At 31.6% G+C, this 16,966-nt stretch carries 16 protein-coding genes; 12 read left to right on the top strand and 4 right to left on the bottom strand.

Annotated features, from left to right (window positions below; all coding sequences use genetic code 11):
- Nucleotides 1-96: 96 nt before the first annotated feature.
- The 3 genes from K5Q11_RS07115 to dnaA form a co-directional block, all read right to left on the bottom strand.
- The gene (locus tag K5Q11_RS07115; RefSeq protein ID WP_220752325.1) at nt 97-1,197 is read right to left on the bottom strand and encodes a M24 family metallopeptidase; all 1,101 of its coding nucleotides are present in this window, start codon (nt 1,195-1,197) and stop codon (nt 97-99) included.
- Between the two features lie 122 nt (nt 1,198-1,319).
- A complete protein-coding gene (gene dnaN / locus K5Q11_RS07120) occupies nt 1,320-2,465 on the bottom strand; it encodes a DNA polymerase III subunit beta (protein WP_220728315.1) in 1,146 nt (381 codons plus the stop codon).
- Between the two features lie 155 nt (nt 2,466-2,620).
- The gene (gene dnaA, locus K5Q11_RS07125) at nt 2,621-3,949 is read right to left on the bottom strand and encodes a chromosomal replication initiator protein DnaA (RefSeq protein ID WP_220728316.1); all 1,329 of its coding nucleotides are present in this window, start codon (nt 3,947-3,949) and stop codon (nt 2,621-2,623) included.
- 478 nt (nt 3,950-4,427) lie between these two features.
- Here dnaA and rpmH point away from each other — a divergent pair, with 478 nt between their 5' ends.
- The 11 genes from rpmH (at nt 4,428) to K5Q11_RS07180 (ending at nt 14,311) form a co-directional block, all read left to right on the top strand.
- Nucleotides 4,428-4,562, top strand: coding sequence for a 50S ribosomal protein L34 (gene rpmH, locus K5Q11_RS07130; RefSeq protein ID WP_220728317.1), 135 nt, complete (start codon nt 4,428-4,430; stop codon nt 4,560-4,562).
- A gap of 59 nt (nt 4,563-4,621) precedes the next feature.
- Nucleotides 4,622-4,981, top strand: coding sequence for a ribonuclease P protein component (gene rnpA / locus K5Q11_RS07135; protein ID WP_220728318.1), 360 nt, complete (start codon nt 4,622-4,624; stop codon nt 4,979-4,981).
- A 2-nt stretch (nt 4,982-4,983) separates the two neighbouring features.
- Entirely contained in the window at nt 4,984-5,817 is an 834-nt protein-coding gene (locus tag K5Q11_RS07140) for a YidC/Oxa1 family membrane protein insertase (protein ID WP_220728319.1), read from the top strand.
- A 121-nt stretch (nt 5,818-5,938) separates the two neighbouring features.
- On the top strand, nt 5,939-6,670 hold the full coding sequence (gene jag / locus K5Q11_RS07145; RefSeq protein WP_220728320.1) for an RNA-binding cell elongation regulator Jag/EloR: 732 nt from the start codon (nt 5,939-5,941) through the stop codon (nt 6,668-6,670).
- Between the two features lie 148 nt (nt 6,671-6,818).
- Nucleotides 6,819-8,213, top strand: a complete 1,395-nt coding sequence (gene mnmE, locus K5Q11_RS07150) for a tRNA uridine-5-carboxymethylaminomethyl(34) synthesis GTPase MnmE (RefSeq protein WP_220728321.1) — start codon at nt 6,819-6,821, stop codon at nt 8,211-8,213.
- Between the two features lie 42 nt (nt 8,214-8,255).
- Entirely contained in the window at nt 8,256-10,181 is a 1,926-nt protein-coding gene (mnmG, locus tag K5Q11_RS07155; RefSeq protein ID WP_220752327.1) for a tRNA uridine-5-carboxymethylaminomethyl(34) synthesis enzyme MnmG, read from the top strand.
- Between the two features lie 85 nt (nt 10,182-10,266).
- Nucleotides 10,267-10,881 (top strand): signal peptidase I, encoded by a 615-nt coding sequence (gene lepB / locus K5Q11_RS07160; protein WP_220728323.1) that lies wholly within the window; start codon nt 10,267-10,269, stop codon nt 10,879-10,881.
- 98 nt (nt 10,882-10,979) lie between these two features.
- Entirely contained in the window at nt 10,980-12,290 is a 1,311-nt protein-coding gene (locus tag K5Q11_RS07165; RefSeq protein WP_220752329.1) for a C1 family peptidase, read from the top strand.
- 22 nt (nt 12,291-12,312) lie between these two features.
- Nucleotides 12,313-13,635 carry a C1 family peptidase gene (locus K5Q11_RS07170; protein WP_285289901.1) on the top strand — a complete coding sequence of 441 codons (1,323 nt, stop codon included), beginning with the start codon at nt 12,313-12,315 and terminating at the stop codon, nt 13,633-13,635.
- Nucleotides 13,636-13,723: 88 nt separating this feature from the next.
- Complete coding sequence (locus K5Q11_RS07175) at nt 13,724-13,903, top strand: DUF6440 family protein (protein ID WP_248601632.1); 180 nt, start codon at nt 13,724-13,726, stop codon at nt 13,901-13,903.
- A gap of 60 nt (nt 13,904-13,963) precedes the next feature.
- On the top strand, nt 13,964-14,311 hold the full coding sequence (locus K5Q11_RS07180) for a DUF1516 family protein (protein WP_220752330.1): 348 nt from the start codon (nt 13,964-13,966) through the stop codon (nt 14,309-14,311).
- Between the two features lie 31 nt (nt 14,312-14,342).
- Here the strand turns inward: K5Q11_RS07180 and K5Q11_RS07185 are convergent, their stop codons facing one another.
- Nucleotides 14,343-15,290, bottom strand: a complete 948-nt coding sequence (locus K5Q11_RS07185; RefSeq protein WP_220752332.1) for a baeRF3 domain-containing protein — start codon at nt 15,288-15,290, stop codon at nt 14,343-14,345.
- 125 nt (nt 15,291-15,415) lie between these two features.
- Here K5Q11_RS07185 and cls point away from each other — a divergent pair, with 125 nt between their 5' ends.
- Nucleotides 15,416-16,876 (top strand): cardiolipin synthase, encoded by a 1,461-nt coding sequence (cls, locus tag K5Q11_RS07190; protein WP_220752336.1) that lies wholly within the window; start codon nt 15,416-15,418, stop codon nt 16,874-16,876.
- Nucleotides 16,877-16,966 lie beyond the last annotated feature (90 nt).

The following is a 16,966-nucleotide window of genomic DNA, read 5'->3' on the forward strand; positions in this document are numbered from 1 at the left end:
TAGTTGAATATTTTGACATAAAAAAACCGCCTTAAAAAATTAGATATTATGTCTAACTTTTTTAAGGCGGTACACTTATTGATTCCTCTTTTTTAATTATTTATCTACATAAATTAAATTTTTAGGAGTGTGCGTAAATGGCTTACAACCATCCTCGGTAACATATACACAGTCTTCAATTCTTACTCCAGCAAAACCAGGCACATAAATTCCTGGTTCAATTGAAAAACACATTCCCGGTTTTAGTTCCATTTGATTACCTTGCATAATAGATGGAAATTCATGGGTACCCATTCCAATTCCGTGACCTAAACGATGAATAAAGTATTCTCCATATCCAGCTTTAGTGATTACATCACGAGCAATTTTATCTAATTGTTCAGCAGTAATACCCGGTCTAACAGCTTCCATAGCTTTTAGCTGTGCTTCTAAACACACCTTATGCATTTCTAATTCTTTGTCGCTGGGTTTCCCCACAGCAACCGTTCTAGAAGCATCTGACATATATCCATTATGGACCGTACCTAAGTCGAATAACACTAATTGATTGTTTTGAATAACATTAGTGCTAGATTCACCATGAGGTTCTGCAGCATGTTTACCAGCTTGGACCAAAGTGTTAAAGCTCATTTCCATAACACCTTTTTTCATTAATGCATATTCAAGTTCAGCAACCACATCAACTTCTTTTGCTCCTGGTTTAACGGCTTTAAATCCAGTTTCAAAGGCAAAGTCAGCTTCTTGACCAGCTAAAATCATTTGTTGTATTTCATCTTCAGATTTAATTGCTCGCATATTATCAATTACGCCACTAACATCTTTTTCAAAAACAACACCTGCCAAATGTTCATTTAGTTTTTCAAAATGATCAACTGGAAATGCAATTTTATCTAAGCCGGCTTTTCTTGGATGATTATTTCTTTGAGTAATTTTATCAGCAATGATTTTCCATGGATCTTCATGATCTAAATATCCATAAATATCAAAAGTTACACCGGCTTCTCTAGCTGATTCTACTTCTAAGGCTGGCATAAATAAAAATGGTGTCTTATTGGGAAATACTAATAATGCTAAAATTCTTTCATGGGGATCACTAGCAAAACCTGTTAAGTACTCGATAGTTGTTGGATCGCTAATGTATGTAAAATCTAACTCGTTTTCTGAAGTCCATTTTTGGATTCTTTCTAATTTTTTCATTTTAAACCTCCATAAATAATACTTGATATAATCTTAAAGCAACATTAGATATTTAACAATACAAATTAAAAAAGCATTTATATTTTCTAATATAAATGCTTTTTTATTTACTAGCTAAAATTTTAGAAAGTTCTTACAGGTGTTATTAATTCAACAAAGTTTTCACTATCTTCAGTTGGAAGTAACGTGAATGGTCTTAATGAAGATGTAAATGAAATTTTAATAATTGATTTACCAAAAGCTCTTAAAGCATCTTTCATGTAGTCTGGATTAAAAGATATTTCTAAATCATTTCCATCAACGTTTTTAGGATCTAATTTTTCTTCAACATTACCCACATCAGGTGAATTGCCAGATATTTTAACTACTTGATCACTTGGATTAATTGTTAATTTAACAACGTTATTTCTTGATTCATGTGAAAGAATAGAAGCACGTTCAATTGCTCCTAGTAATTCGATATTATCAAATTCTACATTAGTTGTAGATGCATCTGGAATTAGTCTAGATGTATCAGGATAATTACCTTCTAGTAATCTTGAATAGAAAGAATTTTGTCCAACTATAAATAATACTTGATTTTCAGAAACATTCATTTTAACAGTTTCATTATTTTCAGAAATCATTTTAGATAGTTCTGACAAACTACTACCAGGAATAATTAAATCATATTCTTTTTCTGCATCAATTTGTGGTAATTTAATTTTTCTTTGACTTAAACGGTGTGAATCAGTAGCTACAGCCATTAATTCAGCATTTTTTAAAACAAAATGAACCCCAGTTAAAATCGGACGACTTTCTTGGTTAGAAACGGCGATAACCGTTTGACTAATCATTTCTTTAAAAATATCACCGTTTAATTCAATTGAATTATTTGTATCGATTTCAGGTAAATGAGGATAGTCATCAGCATTTAATCCATTAATTGTAAAAGAAGCTGCTCCGGATTTAATAATAGTTTGTAAGTTTTCTTTGTTTACTTCAATCGTTACTAAATCTTCTGGTAGTTTTTTAACTATACCTGTGAAAAATCTAGCTGGTAGTACTACTGAACCAGTTTCAACAACCGTTAACATATTGTTACTATCTTCAGATAATATTTTATTTTCAATTGAAATATCAGCATTACTACCAGTTAATACCAATTCACTATTATCAGCTTTTAATTTTAAACCAGTTAATATTGGAATTGTAGTTTTAGATGAGATAGCTCTGGATACTAAATTTAATCTTTTAGTTAATTCGATTCGATTGATTGAAAATTTCATAACTATATAAACTCCTTATTCTCTTAATTAATTAATATAATAATATAAAGTACTAGTAGGGCCTGTGGATATGTGGATAAGTCCAAAATTTATTGTTATATCAACGTTATTGCCTGTGGATAACTTTTATTTTCTGTGGATAACTCTGTGGATAACTATTCGCCTAAAATTTTAGATAGTTCTTTTACAGCTGCTTTAATGTCTTTTTCTTTTTTCATTAGAACGTTAATTTTATCATAAGCATGAATAACAGTAGTGTGATCTTTACCGCCAAAAGAAATTCCAATTTTAGGAAGAGAGACATTGGTTAATTTTCTAGATAAATACATTGCAATTTGTCTAGGAATTACAATTGCCTTAGTTCTTTTTTTTCCTTTAATATCTTCAGGTTCTAATTCAAAGTAGTTAGCAACTTGATATATTATTTCGTCCACAGAAGATTTATTTAGTTTGGAAATGTTGTTGTTTAGACCATGTAATGCTTCTGAAACCAAATCTTTACTAATTTTGGTTTGTTTAAACTTAGCAAATGCCTGAACTCTAGATAAGGCACCCTCTAATTCTCTTACATTTGAATCAATTTGACCAGCGATGTAGTTCAATATATCAACGGGAACTTCCATATTGTCGTTATCGGCTTTTGCTTTTAAGATAGCAATTCTAGTTTCTAAATCAGGAGCAGTTATATCTACTGATAATCCCCAAGCAAACCTAGAAACTAAACGGTCTTGAAGCTTGGAAATTTCATTTGGTAAACGATCTGATGTTAAAACAATTTGTTTACCGTCTTCATATAAGTCGTTAAAAGTATGGAAGAATTCTTCTTGAGTACCATCTTTATCAGCAAAAAATTGAATATCATCAACTAAAAGTACGTCAACATTACGATATTCCTGTCTAAATCTTTCAGTATGATTAGACTGAATAGCATTAATAAAGTCATTCGTAAATGATTCACTAGTTACATATTTAATTTGAGTATCAGGTTTGTTTTTTACAATTTTATTACCAATAGCGTGCATTAAATGAGTTTTTCCCAATCCTACACCACCATATAGAAGTAGAGGATTATACATTTTTCCAGGATCTTCAGACACCACTAGTGCTGCTGCGTGTGCCATTTGGTTTCCCTTACCAATAACAAAAGTATCAAATGTATATTCAGGATTTAAATGGGTATCCTTCATAAAAGTAGGTAATTTTAACTCTTTTTCATCTTCATTATTCGCAGATGATAATTCGTTTTTTAAAACAAACTTTGGAAAAATGTCTTTTTTAGTTATCTTATACGCGTATTCAATTAATTGTTCTGATAATTTATCTTTCCAGTAATCCTTATGTAGAGGAGATGGTAGTTCAATTGTTAACTCGTTATTTTCTAATTTAATTGGGACAGCGGTTTCTACCCATGTTGAATAGGTAGTTCTTGAAACATCGGATTTAAAATAGTCGCTTATCTTTGACCATAAGGTATCCTTATCCATACAATTCCTCCCAATTTAAAATTACATAAAACAATTTTATCATTATGTATGTTAATTATCCACAGGAATACTTAAATAAAATAAAGTTATCCACACCCTGTGGATAAAGTTATCCACACCCTGTGGATAACTTATAAAATATAAGCTAAAAAACCGAGTTATCCACAGGTACCTGTGGATAACTATCACCTTTAATCGTTGATATGTCAACAATATAAAAGTTATCCACAACCCTGTGGATAAAGTTATCCACAACCCTGTGGATAACTACTTTTCTGTGGATAACTCTGTGGATAACTCTGATGTGAAAAGATCCAATTGTGGATAAAATGTGGATAACTAAGCTAATAAATGTGGATAACTATTTTAGTTATAAAATATTTTTTTGTTTTATATGATTCAATTTTATGTTATGATATTAAAGAAATGTATTTGGCATAGTTAGAAATATAAATTAAATATTTAAGGAGGGTTAGTAATGAAAAGAACTTACCAACCAAAGAGACGTAAACGTGCACGTGTGCATGGTTTCCGTAGTCGTATGAGTACTAGTAACGGTCGTAAAGTATTAGCCAACCGTCGTAAAAAAGGCAGAAAATCATTGACTGTATAGACCACTGACCATTCAGTGGTCTTTTTCATTATCATGATAATTTTACTTGGAGATGTATTATGCGTAAGTCGTACCGCGTAAAAAAAGAAGCAGAATTTCAAAAAGTATTTGAGCATCATGATTCAGTAGCAAATCGCTTATTTGTTATTTATCAAATGCCTAAAGCTGATCAAAAACATTTTAGAGTTGGAATTTCTGTAGGTAAAAAAATTGGAAATGCTGTCCACAGAAATTGGGTTAAGCGTCGCATTAGACAATCACTATTAGAATTAAAGCCCTATTTAAAACAAGATGTTGATTTTCTAGTTATTGCTAGACCAAGGGCTGATGGGTTGTCTATGAAAGAAATAAAATCCAATCTGGTTCATGCATTGAAGTTAGCTAATTTAATAGAATCTGATTATGACGAGGTTATTTAGTTATGAAGAAATTAAAAAAATATTCTTCACTATCTTTAATAGCTGGACTGGTTTTGTTTTTAAGTGCATGTAGCAATAAACCTATTAACAGCCACAGTACTGGTCTTTGGGATGGTGGAATTGTCCTAAACTTCTCTCGTGCAATTATTTGGTTATCTAAGTTTTTTGGTAATAATTATGGAATGGGAATCATCTTATTCACCATTATCGTTAGAATTGTTATATTACCACTTATGATTTATCAAACTCGTAGTATGAAAAAAACGCAAGAATTGCAACCTAAATTAAAAGCCTTGCAGAAAAAGTATTCTTCTAAAGATACTGAAACTATGAGTAAGCTACGAGAAGAACAACAAAAATTATATTCAGAAGCTGGGGTCAATCCAGTTGCTGGATGCTTACCAATGATTGTTCAATTGCCAATTTTGTGGGCTTTATATCAAGCAATTTGGCGTACTAACGTTTTAAAAACGGGTGAATTTTTATGGTTACGATTAGGGGTTAAAGATCCTTACTTTGTACTTCCAATTCTAGCTGCTGTCTTTACCTTCATTAGTACTTGGTTATCTATGAAATCTCAACCTGAGAAAAATGGAATGACAAGCATGATGATGTTTGGAATGCCAATAATTATTTTCTTTATGGCTTTAAACATTCCATCAGCTATTTCAATATATTGGGTAACTACCAACGTATTCCAAGCTTTGCAAACTTTAGTTATTCAAAATCCTTGGAAGATTCAACGTGAACGTGAAGAAAAAGTACAAGCTGAAAAGAAACGTAAGCGTGCAATTGAAAAAGCAATAAAAAAAGCAAAACGAAGTCATCGTAAATAACTTCAATAAAAGAGTTGCTGTGTTTAATAAACACAGCAACTCTTTTATTTTTGTTGTTTTTTGTACATTATTTTATGATATTATAGTTACTGTATTTTTTATAATTTAAGGGAGTTATGTAATGGAAAAATTTGTTGCAAAAAATGTTGATAAAGCAATAGAAAAAGGACTATACAGCTTAAATATTTCAAAAGAAAACGCTGAAATTAATCTAGTTCAAAAAGAAAAAAAGGGTTTTTTAGGACTTTTTAAAAAAGATGCAATCGTTGAAATTGCACCCAAAAAAACATTTTCTGAAAAGGAACATAATTCCGTTACATCCGTTAAAACCACTAACAAAAGTGAAGTAAATAATAATAGAAAAAATAAACAATTTAATAATTATAAACTGGATAAGGAAAAAATTTATCATAGTTTAACTGAATATCTTATAGATATCATTAGAAATTTGCAAATTGAAGCTAGCGTTAAAAATATAAAAATTGGTAAAAAGAGTGTTTATATTGAATTTAATACAAAAACAGAAGGTCTACTCATAGGTAAACACGGCTTAACCATTAATTCTTTACAAGAATTATCACAAATATACCTTAATCACCAAGGATTAAGTTATATCAATGTAACGTTAGATGTTGCTAATTATCGTGAAAGAAGATCGGAAATTTTGAAACATTTAGCTATTAAAACTTCACGTGAAGTAGTAGCTAAGGGTTCACCAGTTTATTTGGATGCAATGCCAGCTTTTGAACGTAAAATTATTCATCAAACTTTGCAAAATAATAAATACGTTTCGACACAATCATCTGGTCAGTATCCATATCGCTTTGTTATTGTTTTACCTAGTGATGTTTAAATTGACAAAGTATTATAAAAATTTTATGATATATTCAATCATTCTTATTTCAAGTAGATAAAGTAGTCAAAGTGCTTTATCCACGCTTTTTTAGCGTGGAGTAGGCACTTTTTTTGTGTGAAGATTTATTTTAAAGGAGTAATTAATCATGGCAACTACAACAGATTTTGATACAATTGCTGCTATTTCAACTCCACCGGGTGAAGGTGGAATTGCAATCGTAAGAATTAGTGGCGATGAAGCTTTTGAAGTTATTAACAAAATATTTAAAGGTAAGGACCTTACCCAAGTACCATCACATACCATTAACTATGGGCATATAATTGATCCAGACAATGGTAGTGATGTTGATGAAGTTATGGTTTCAGTTATGAAAGCTCCTAAGACTTACACTAAAGAAGATGTAATTGAGATTAACTGTCATGGTGGAATAATTGCTACCAATAAAATATTGCAATTAGTTTTGACTTACGGAGCTAGAATGGCCGAACCAGGTGAATTCACCAAACGTGCTTTCCTAAATGGTCGAATTGATTTGTCACAATCTGAAGCGGTTATGGATTTAATAGAAGCTAAAACCGATCGTTCCATGAAAGCGGCTCTGAATCAATTAGATGGAAATCTTTCCAGTTTAATTCGAAAATTACGTCAAGATATTTTAGATGTGCTAGCTAATGTAGAAGTAAACATTGATTATCCAGAATATGATGATGCTGAAGTTGTAACTACTAATTTGTTATCTGATAAAGCGAAAGAATTAAGTATAAGAATTCAAAAACTATTAGATACCTCTAAACAGGGTAAAGTTTTAAGAGATGGATTAGCTACTTCAATTGTTGGACGTCCTAATGTGGGTAAATCAAGTTTATTAAATCATCTATTACATCAAGATAAGGCAATCGTAACCGATGTACCTGGAACCACACGTGATGTATTAGAAGAATATGTAAACGTACGCGGAGTTCCATTAAAATTAGTTGATACAGCCGGAATTCGTGAAACTGACGATAAAGTAGAAAAAATTGGGGTAGATCGTTCTAGAAAAGCTATCCAAAGTTCAGATTTAGTATTGCTAGTTTTAAATGCTAGTGAACACCTAACTGAAGAAGATAAAGAATTAATTGAGTTAACTAAAAATGCTAAAAAAATTATTATTTTAAATAAAACGGATTTAGAACAGAAATTAACTTCTGAAGAAATAAAGTCAATTGTTGGCAATGATGAATCTATAATAACCACATCAGCAATTAAAGATAATGGAACTGAAAAGTTAGAAGAAATGATTGCTCATCTATTCTTTAATGAAGGAATTGAAAGCAGTCAAAACGACGTAATGGTTACCAATGCTAGACACATTAGTTTATTGCATCAAGCTAAAGATGCACTAGCTAGTGTTCTTGATGGAATCGATGCGGGTATGCCTGTGGATTTAGTTCAAATGGATATGCGTAGATGCTGGGACTTATTGGGTGAAATTACTGGTGATAGTTACAATGGCGAATTATTAGATCAATTATTTAGCCAATTCTGTTTAGGTAAATAACAATGTTTCACGTGAAACATTTAAAATTGTGGAGGATATTTCATGAGTGAAATTGTAAGCGAAGAAAATATTAAATACGACGCTGGTAACTATGATGTAATCGTAGTTGGAGCAGGTCATGCTGGTTGTGAAGCTGCCTTAGCTGCTGCCAGAATGGGTAATAATACATTACTGTTAACGATTAATTTAGAAATGGTGGCTTTCATGCCATGTAATCCATCAGTTGGTGGCCCTGCTAAAGGAATTGTGGTGCGTGAAATTGATGCACTAGGTGGTGAAATGGGTCGTAATATTGATAAAACGTATATTCAAATGAGAATGTTGAATACTGGAAAAGGACCTGCGGTTAGAGCTTTAAGAGCTCAAGCTGATAAACATGCATATCACCGTTCAATGAAAAAGACAATTGAAGAAGAACCTAATTTAACTTTGCGTCAAGGAATCGTTGATTCTTTAATTGTTGAAGATGGTGAATGTAAGGGAGTTGTTACTTACACTGGGGCTAGATATTATTCAAAAACTGTTGTGATATGTGCTGGAACAGCTGCTAGAGGTCGAATCATTATTGGTGAATTAAGATATTCTTCTGGTCCTAATAATTCTCAACCAGCTATCAAGTTATCAGAAAATCTAGAAGAACTTGGTTTTAAATTAAAACGTTTTAAAACAGGAACCCCTCCACGAGTTAACGGAACCACCATTGATTTTGACGAAACTGAGGAACAACCAGGTGATGCAGAAGTAAATCATTTCAGTTATGAAACATCAGATGAAGACTACTTAGACGTTAAAAATCAATTGTCATGTTGGTTAACATATACTAATGAAACTACGCATAAGATAATTCGTGATAACTTAGATCGTGCTCCTATGTTTACGGGAGTAATTGAAGGGGTAGGACCTAGATATTGTCCTTCAATTGAAGATAAAATTGTTAGATTTGCTGATAAAAGTAGACATCAACTATTCCTAGAACCTGAAGGTCGCGATACAGATGAATACTATGTAGACGCATTATCTACTTCCATGCCAGAAGAAATTCAAAAGAAAATGATTAGAAGTATTGCCGGATTACATCATGCTGAAATGATGCGTCCAGGTTATGCGATTGAATATGATGTAGTTGATCCATATCAACTGAAACCTACTTTTGAAACTAAAGTGGTTAAAAACCTTTATACTGCAGGTCAAACTAATGGAACTTCTGGATACGAAGAAGCTGCTGGTCAAGGCCTTTATGCAGGTATCAATGCTGGTTTAAGAGCAATGGGTAAAGAACCATTTATTTTAAAACGTAACGAAGCTTATATTGGGGTCTTAGTAGATGATTTAGTTACTAAGGGAACTAATGAACCATACCGTTTACTTACCAGTCGTGCTGAATATCGTTTACTACTAAGAAATGATAATGCTGATATTCGACTAACTGAAAAAGGACATGCATTAGGTTTGATTTCAGATGAAAGATATCAAAAATTCTTAGCTAAAAAAGAAGCCGTTGAAAAAGAAATGAATCGTTTGAATCATCTAAGAATTAAACCAAGTGCAGAAGTAAATGCATTTGTACAAGAACATGGTGATAAACCGCTTAAAGATGGTGTTATCGCAGCTGTGTTCCTACGTAGACCGTATGTAACTTACCACACTTTACTTAAATTTATGGAAGCGCCCAAAAAACCATTAGGTCGCAGAGTGATTGAACAAGTTGAAATCAGAACTAAGTATGCTGGATATATAAAAAAAGCGGAAGCTAACGTTGAACGTTTGAAGAAAATGGAAGCTAAGAAAATTCCTTTGAACATTGATTATTCTGCAATTGATGGAATTGCAACTGAAGCTCGTCAGAAACTAGAAAAAATTCAACCACGTACAATTGCTCAAGCCTCTAGAATTTCTGGGGTTAACCCTTCTGATATTTCTATTTTAAGTGTTTATATTCAACAAGGACGTATAGCTAAAACTAAATAATTTTTTATGATGATATTAAAAATTCTATGTAAATGATTATCATATGCTATAATCGTAGTCAGTTGTAATAAGAGGAGATTATGATATGTCTTTTATAAAATCAGTTATGGGTTATGTTATTCCTATTATAGTTGGTCTTTTAATTGCCTTAGTAGTTAGATCAACACTATTCACAGTGGCTAAAGTTCAAGGAACTTCAATGCAACCTAACTTAGAAAATAATCAAAGAGTTATGGTATTAAAAAAAGCACAAATAAAACATTTAAGTGTGGTTATTTTTAGTGCTGACGGTGTGGATCCGGATGAAGTCGGTTCAGGTAATTATTATGTAAAAAGAGTGATTGGATTGCCTGGAGACACTGTTGACTATAAAGATGGCAATATTTATGTTAATGGTAAAAAAATAAACCAAAGTTTCATTAATGCTTATCAACGAAGCGTTGGTACAGGAACTGTCCAAGGTTATCAAGAAGATAGTAATTGGGATATTAAAAAACTATCATCACATTGGAAGTACAATCATGGAGCAGTTAAGGTGCCTAAGAACAGTTACTTTGTACTTGGTGATCACCGCAGTGTTTCTAATGACAGTAGGTATTGGGGATTTGTTCCTAAGGATAAAATTATGGGAGTAGCTAAAACATTCCCATTATTAGGCTCTAGTACTAAACGTCATAACGTAAATGATTTAGCTTACTAATAAAAAAACTATGACTTAGTCATAGTTTTTTTATATTGGATTTGCTTGTTTATTAAAAAAAGATTAGAATAATTTTAATATTTATTAGGAGTGATGAAATGCCTAACTCAGAATTAACCAAGTATAATTATGACAAAATGGAAAAAAGTTTTAAAAAAGAAAAACTACATGATGTAGTTTCACGAACCATTGTTAATAACGGAATTAGAAATAGTGCTAAAGATAATCATGTTAATGATCGTTTAAGTGGATCATTTTCAGTTGAACTAGATACTGGAAAAGTTTCTGATCAAAAAGCATCTGGTAGATGTTGGTTGTTTTCTCTATTAAATGTTTTGAAGCATGATTTTGCTAAAAAATATGATGTTAAGGATTTTGAACTATCTCAAAGCTATTTATTTTTCTGGGATAAAGTGGAAAGAGCGAATATTTACTATGATCGCATTTTAGAAACAGCACAATTACCTACTGATGATCGTCTATTAACTGAATATTTAGCTTATCCAGGTGAAGACGGCGGAGAATGGGGCATGGCAGTGGCATTAGTGCAAAAATATGGTGTAATGCCTACGAGTGCTTTTCCAGAAAGTAATGTTACAAACAACACACGTGACTTGGATGAAGTTTTAAATTTAAAACTACGTCGAGATGGCTTAACACTTAGAAAAATGGTACACGCTAAAGCTTCAGATGAAGAAATTAAAGCTACACGTAAAAAAATGTTAGCTGAAATTTATCGCATTGCCGGATATGCATGTGGTGTTCCACGTGAAACATTTGACTTTGAATATCGCGATGATAAGAAAAAATATCATTTAGATAAAAACCTAACACCACAACAGTTTTATGCAAAATATTTTGATGTTGAACTAGATGACTATATACAACTGTCCAATTATCCAGATAAGGCAATGAATAAATTATATAACATGTCTTTTGCTGATAATGTAGTTGGTGGGCCGCATGTACATTTCTTAAATATGCCAATGGAAGTTTTAAAAGATGCAGCGATTAAACAACTAAAAGCTGGTCAAGCCGTTTGGTTTGGAAATGATGTAGCAACTCAATCAAATAGTAAAGAAGGCCTTTTGGACGCTAACTTATATCATTATGATGAACTTTTTGATGTTGATTTAGCCATGACTAAACAAGAACGTTTTAAATATCATCAAGCAGTTCCTAGTCATGCAATGACACTGACTGGAGTAGATTTAGTCGATGATAAATCTACTAAGTGGAAAGTAGAAAATAGTTGGGGTGAAAAAGTTGGTGAAAAGGGTTATTTCAAAATGTCAGATAGTTGGATGGACGAATATGTCTATGAAGTAATCGTTAATAAAAAGTACTTAAGTGAAAGTAATCAAAAATTACTAGACCAAACTCCAATTGAACTACAACCTTGGGAATAAAAATAATAGGAGATGAATACATTTGGCAAAATCAGAATTAACTGCAGAAATGTTACACGATTTAAGAAAACAATATGAAAGTGCTCCAGAATCTAGTATTTTAGAACGTGCAGTGACTCAAAATGGAATTAATAATGTTGCTAAGGATAAAGATATAAAAACTAAATTAAACCCAGTTTTTTCTGTAGAGGTAGAAACTGGAAATGTTTCTAATCAAAAACGCTCAGGAAGATGTTGGCTATTTTCAATTTTAAATACTTTAAAACATCGTTTTGCGAAAAAGTATAATGTTAAAAATTTTGAGTTATCGCAAAACTATCTATTCTTTTGGGATAAAATTGAACGAGCTAACATTTTCTATGACCGTATGATTGCTACAGCTGGACTACCTACCAATGATCGAACTGTTTCTTTTTACTTAGATGGACCTGGAACTGATGGTGGACAATGGGCGATGGCTGCTTCGTTAGTACAAAAGTACGGAGTAATGCCTACTAGCGCTTTTTCAGAGACTAATGTTTCAGAGAATACTACCGATTTAAACGAAGTTTTAAACTTGAAATTACGTCGTGATGGTATGAAGCTACGTGAAATGGTAAATAATGATGCTACTGACGAAGACATTAATGTAGCTCGTGAAAAAATGTTGTCAGAGGTTTATCGAATTGCTGGATATTCCTTGGGAGTGCCACCAAAAACATTTGATTTTGAATATCGTGACGATAAAAAGAAATATCATTTAGATTGTAATTTAACTCCTAAGAGTTTTTATGCTAAATACTTTTCTGACGTAGATTTAAATGACTATGTAGTTTTATCTAACTCACCAGATAAAGCAATGAATAAAAGATACAGCATGAGTGCACAAAATAATGTTGTAGGTGGAATTAATATTGAATTTTTAAATCTTACGATGCCAGAATTAAAAACAGCTGCGATAGATCAATTGAAATCCGGTGAAACTGTATGGTTTGGAAATGATGTCACTAGACAACTAAGTCGAAAAGAAGGTTTGTTAGATGCAAATCTTTATCATTATGATGAATTGTTTAATCTTAACCTATCAATGACTAAAGCTGAACGTTTAGCATACAAGCAAGGTGAAGTCAGCCATGCAATGACTCTAACAGGAGTTGATTTAGTAAACGACAAACCAACTAAGTGGAAAGTAGAAAATAGTTGGGGTGATAAGAACGGTTTTAATGGATACTTTGTTATGGCCGATAATTGGATGGATGAATATGTTTACGAAGTAGTAATTAATAAAAAGTTCCTTACTGACTCACAACGAGAACTATTATCATTAGCTCCAGAAGAATTAAAACCTTGGGATTCACTAGCTTAAAATTGACTATGTGCATCAATTAGGATTATCATAATTTAGGTAAAATATATTTGTATCATTGCGGATTTATTATCAAGGAGGAAGACTTTTGTCTAAAAGATTTAAAATAATTGAAGAATCATTAACTGGAGTTTCAGTTTATATTGACCAAAAGACGGGTGTTGAATATGGTGGTTACGGAAGTACTTTAACACCACTTAGAAATCCTGATGGAAGTCTTTTTGTTGATAAAGATGCTATTGACGATGACTATGAAGATAAAAACTAAATTATAAAAAAGCGCTAACTACGGTTAGTGCTTTTTAATTGTGTTCAAGGAGGTGATTAGATGTTCTTATGGATTCATTTATTGATAGCTATTTTGTTTATATTTACATTTATTATGGGCTTAACTAGACGTAAGAACGCTTTTATTTATCAAATGATTTCAAGAATTTTTTATTTAATATTTTTAATTACTGGTGGTTTCTTATTTTTTAAAGCCTTCCATAGAACTCCCATGCTACTTAGTTTCAAGGCGATATTTGCTTTGATTTTTATAGTTGCTGCAGAATATGGATTTGCTAAAAATAATAGCAACAAAATGAATAAACATATCTTGTGGATCTTAATACTTATGCTTATTTTGTTAATCATTGTGGGATTTTTAGCTGCCGGTGGTCGTCCATTTATATAAAAAGGTTTGATGCTAAACACATCAAACCTTTTTATATTCTACTAATGGCGATTATTTTTTTATTATTAGGCATATCATTTTCGTCGATTAAGTAAACATCCCCACCAAATCCAATGGTGGTAATTGCTAAATTATTAACTTGTTTATCACTTTTTTCACTTTCATTAATCATTAATGTATCAATATATCCAGAAATTGCTGCGCTGGTAATTTCTTCAATGTCAGTTAAAACTTTGGATTTATTTTTAGCTTTATTGTAATTGAATTTAAGGTTATTAATAAATTTTTGATATAGTTTTTCGTTCACATATTTAGTAATCGAATCAACATCTGGATTATTTTGATAATTAACGTAAATATCGCTAACTAAGTTACTATATTTAGATTGTTCAGCATATAATTTACAATCATCTTCATTACCAACTACTACTAGTGGAAGTGTATCGTCATGATTCAATTTTTCGATTACACATTCATCAATTAATTTAAAAAAGTCTTTTTGGTTGTTGGTAAAGGCAAAAGCAGGTGCATTAGGAACTTTTAATAATGTCTGACTTTGATTGTTTACATTGTACATTTTAAAATCATTATTTTTGATGACTAGCAAATTATAATAACATTCATCCGTAATGTCTTTAATTAAAGGCATTATATGCATGGTAGAAGCAATAACGGCACTGGTTTTAGTTTGATGAGTCAAACTAAAAGTATGCATAGAATCACAACTTACATAAATAGCAATTCCCATACTGTTACTTACATTTTTTTCTCGCGAGTAATTAAAGCGTTTTAATTTTTTAGAATATTTGTTCCAAAAATTTTCGTTATATTTTTCGATAAAACGGTCTTTAACTTTATTTAATAATTTATCAAACGCCAAATTATCTGGAATTTCATTAAATGAAATCAGTAGTGAAATAAATGGACCTTGTTCGGCTTCTAATGTTAATGTGTTTTTAAGTTGCATATCTATGTTCAACCTATAAACCTCCCCAATAATTGGTAAACTACATTATATCACTTGTTACGATGATGTTATTATGGTCTATGCTATAATTAAAAATGTTAGTAGAATATTAATTACTGACACTGGAGGATATGATTATTTTGATAGATTGGTCTTTAATATGGGAATTTATCATTTTTTTAAATACAAGTTTAGCTATAATAACTGTATTTAGACAACCCAGAGATATTGCGGCAACTTGGGCATGGTTACTAGTCTTAACTTTCTTACCTGTATTAGGATTTTTAGTTTATGCTTTCGTGGGTCGTAAACTGCCTAAAAAACGATTGTTCAGATTTCAACAACAAGATCTATTAAAAATGGACAATATTCTAAGTAAATTGAATCGCAAGTATGCGGATCCTAAGAAAATTAAGGCGGATGAAGTAGCCTATCAAGCTCGTGATATGGTACGTTTATTTAAAAATACTGACATGGCATATCTTGAAAGACGTAATAAAGTGCATATATACAAAGACGGATATGGATTATTTACACAAATGATTAATGACATTAAACACGCTAAAAAATCCATTAACGTAGAATTTTACACTTTTTATAACGATAAGATTGGTCAACAAATTTTAAAATTACTTACTATGAAAGCACGTGAGGGAGTACTTGTTCATGTAATATATGACAGTTGGGGTTCCATGGGTACGACACGGCGCTTTTTTAAGCCATTAATTAATGCAGGTGGCTATGCGGAACCTTTCTTACACACGCATTCAGTAATAACTGATTTTAGAATTAACTTTAGAAATCACCGAAAAATTGTAGTTATCGATGGACAAACTGGTTATGTCGGTGGCTTTAATATTGGCGATCAATATTTAGGTCGTAAGAAAAAATTCGGTCATTGGCGAGACACACATCTAAGAGTTGTAGGTTCGGCAGTTTATAGTTTACAATCACAATTTATTTTGGATTGGAACGTTACGGACATTAAAAATAAAATTGATGAGGAAAGAGATCATGAATTTTATTTCCCACCATTTAAGTCTGAGGGAACTACCAATATGCAAATTGTATCTAGTGGCCCGGATTCTGATTTAGAACAGATTAAAATTGGTTACATCAAAATGATTCAAAGTGCTAAAAATTATTGTTGGATTCAAACACCATACTTAATTCCAGATGATAGTACTTTAGATGCCATTAGAATTGCGGCGATGTCAGGAGTAGACGTTAGAATTATGGTGCCAAATAAACCAGATCATTTATTTGTTTATCGTGCAACTCAATATTATGCAAAGCGGTTAGCTAATGAAGGCGTCAAGATTTATTACTATCAAAATGGTTTTATGCACGCGAAAACGGCAGTTATAGATGATAAAATTGCTTCAGTCGGCTCGGCTAATTTTGATTTCAGAAGTTTTAAACTTAATTTTGAAATTAATGCTTTTTTGTATGATACTGAGTTTAGTAGTCGCTTAAAAGCTATCTATTTAAAAGATATAAAAGATAGTGAGTTACAGACAGTTGAAATGTTTAAAAGGCAGTCTTTTTGGCTAACTTTTAAACAAATATTTAGTCGCTTACTTTCGCCAATACTATAAAAAGCTAGCTGAATTTTGAAGTGCCTTAAAAAAGTTAGACAATTATTACTAAATTAAATATTTAATTTCATGGAATGATTTCGATATTCA

This window comes from Apilactobacillus xinyiensis, assembly GCF_019656235.1.
GTDB lineage: Bacteria > Bacillota > Bacilli > Lactobacillales > Lactobacillaceae > Apilactobacillus > Apilactobacillus xinyiensis.

What these genes read in the sequence shown, in the direction of transcription:
- mnmE (WP_220728321.1), top strand. Translation starts at nt 6,819, where the DNA reads ATGGCAACTACAACAGATTTTGATACAATTGCTGCTATTTCAACTCCA.
- K5Q11_RS07180 (WP_220752330.1), top strand. Translation starts at nt 13,964, where the DNA reads ATGTTCTTATGGATTCATTTATTGATAGCTATTTTGTTTATATTTACA.
- dnaA (WP_220728316.1), bottom strand. Translation starts at nt 3,949, where the DNA reads ATGGATAAGGATACCTTATGGTCAAAGATAAGCGACTATTTTAAATCC.
- rpmH (WP_220728317.1), top strand. Translation starts at nt 4,428, where the DNA reads ATGAAAAGAACTTACCAACCAAAGAGACGTAAACGTGCACGTGTGCAT.
- dnaN (WP_220728315.1), bottom strand. Translation starts at nt 2,465, where the DNA reads ATGAAATTTTCAATCAATCGAATCGAATTAACTAAAAGATTAAATTTA.
- K5Q11_RS07140 (WP_220728319.1), top strand. Translation starts at nt 4,984, where the DNA reads ATGAAGAAATTAAAAAAATATTCTTCACTATCTTTAATAGCTGGACTG.
- K5Q11_RS07115 (WP_220752325.1), bottom strand. Translation starts at nt 1,197, where the DNA reads ATGAAAAAATTAGAAAGAATCCAAAAATGGACTTCAGAAAACGAGTTA.
- jag (WP_220728320.1), top strand. Translation starts at nt 5,939, where the DNA reads ATGGAAAAATTTGTTGCAAAAAATGTTGATAAAGCAATAGAAAAAGGA.
- K5Q11_RS07165 (WP_220752329.1), top strand. Translation starts at nt 10,980, where the DNA reads ATGCCTAACTCAGAATTAACCAAGTATAATTATGACAAAATGGAAAAA.
- mnmG (WP_220752327.1), top strand. Translation starts at nt 8,256, where the DNA reads ATGAGTGAAATTGTAAGCGAAGAAAATATTAAATACGACGCTGGTAAC.
- lepB (WP_220728323.1), top strand. Translation starts at nt 10,267, where the DNA reads ATGTCTTTTATAAAATCAGTTATGGGTTATGTTATTCCTATTATAGTT.
- rnpA (WP_220728318.1), top strand. Translation starts at nt 4,622, where the DNA reads ATGCGTAAGTCGTACCGCGTAAAAAAAGAAGCAGAATTTCAAAAAGTA.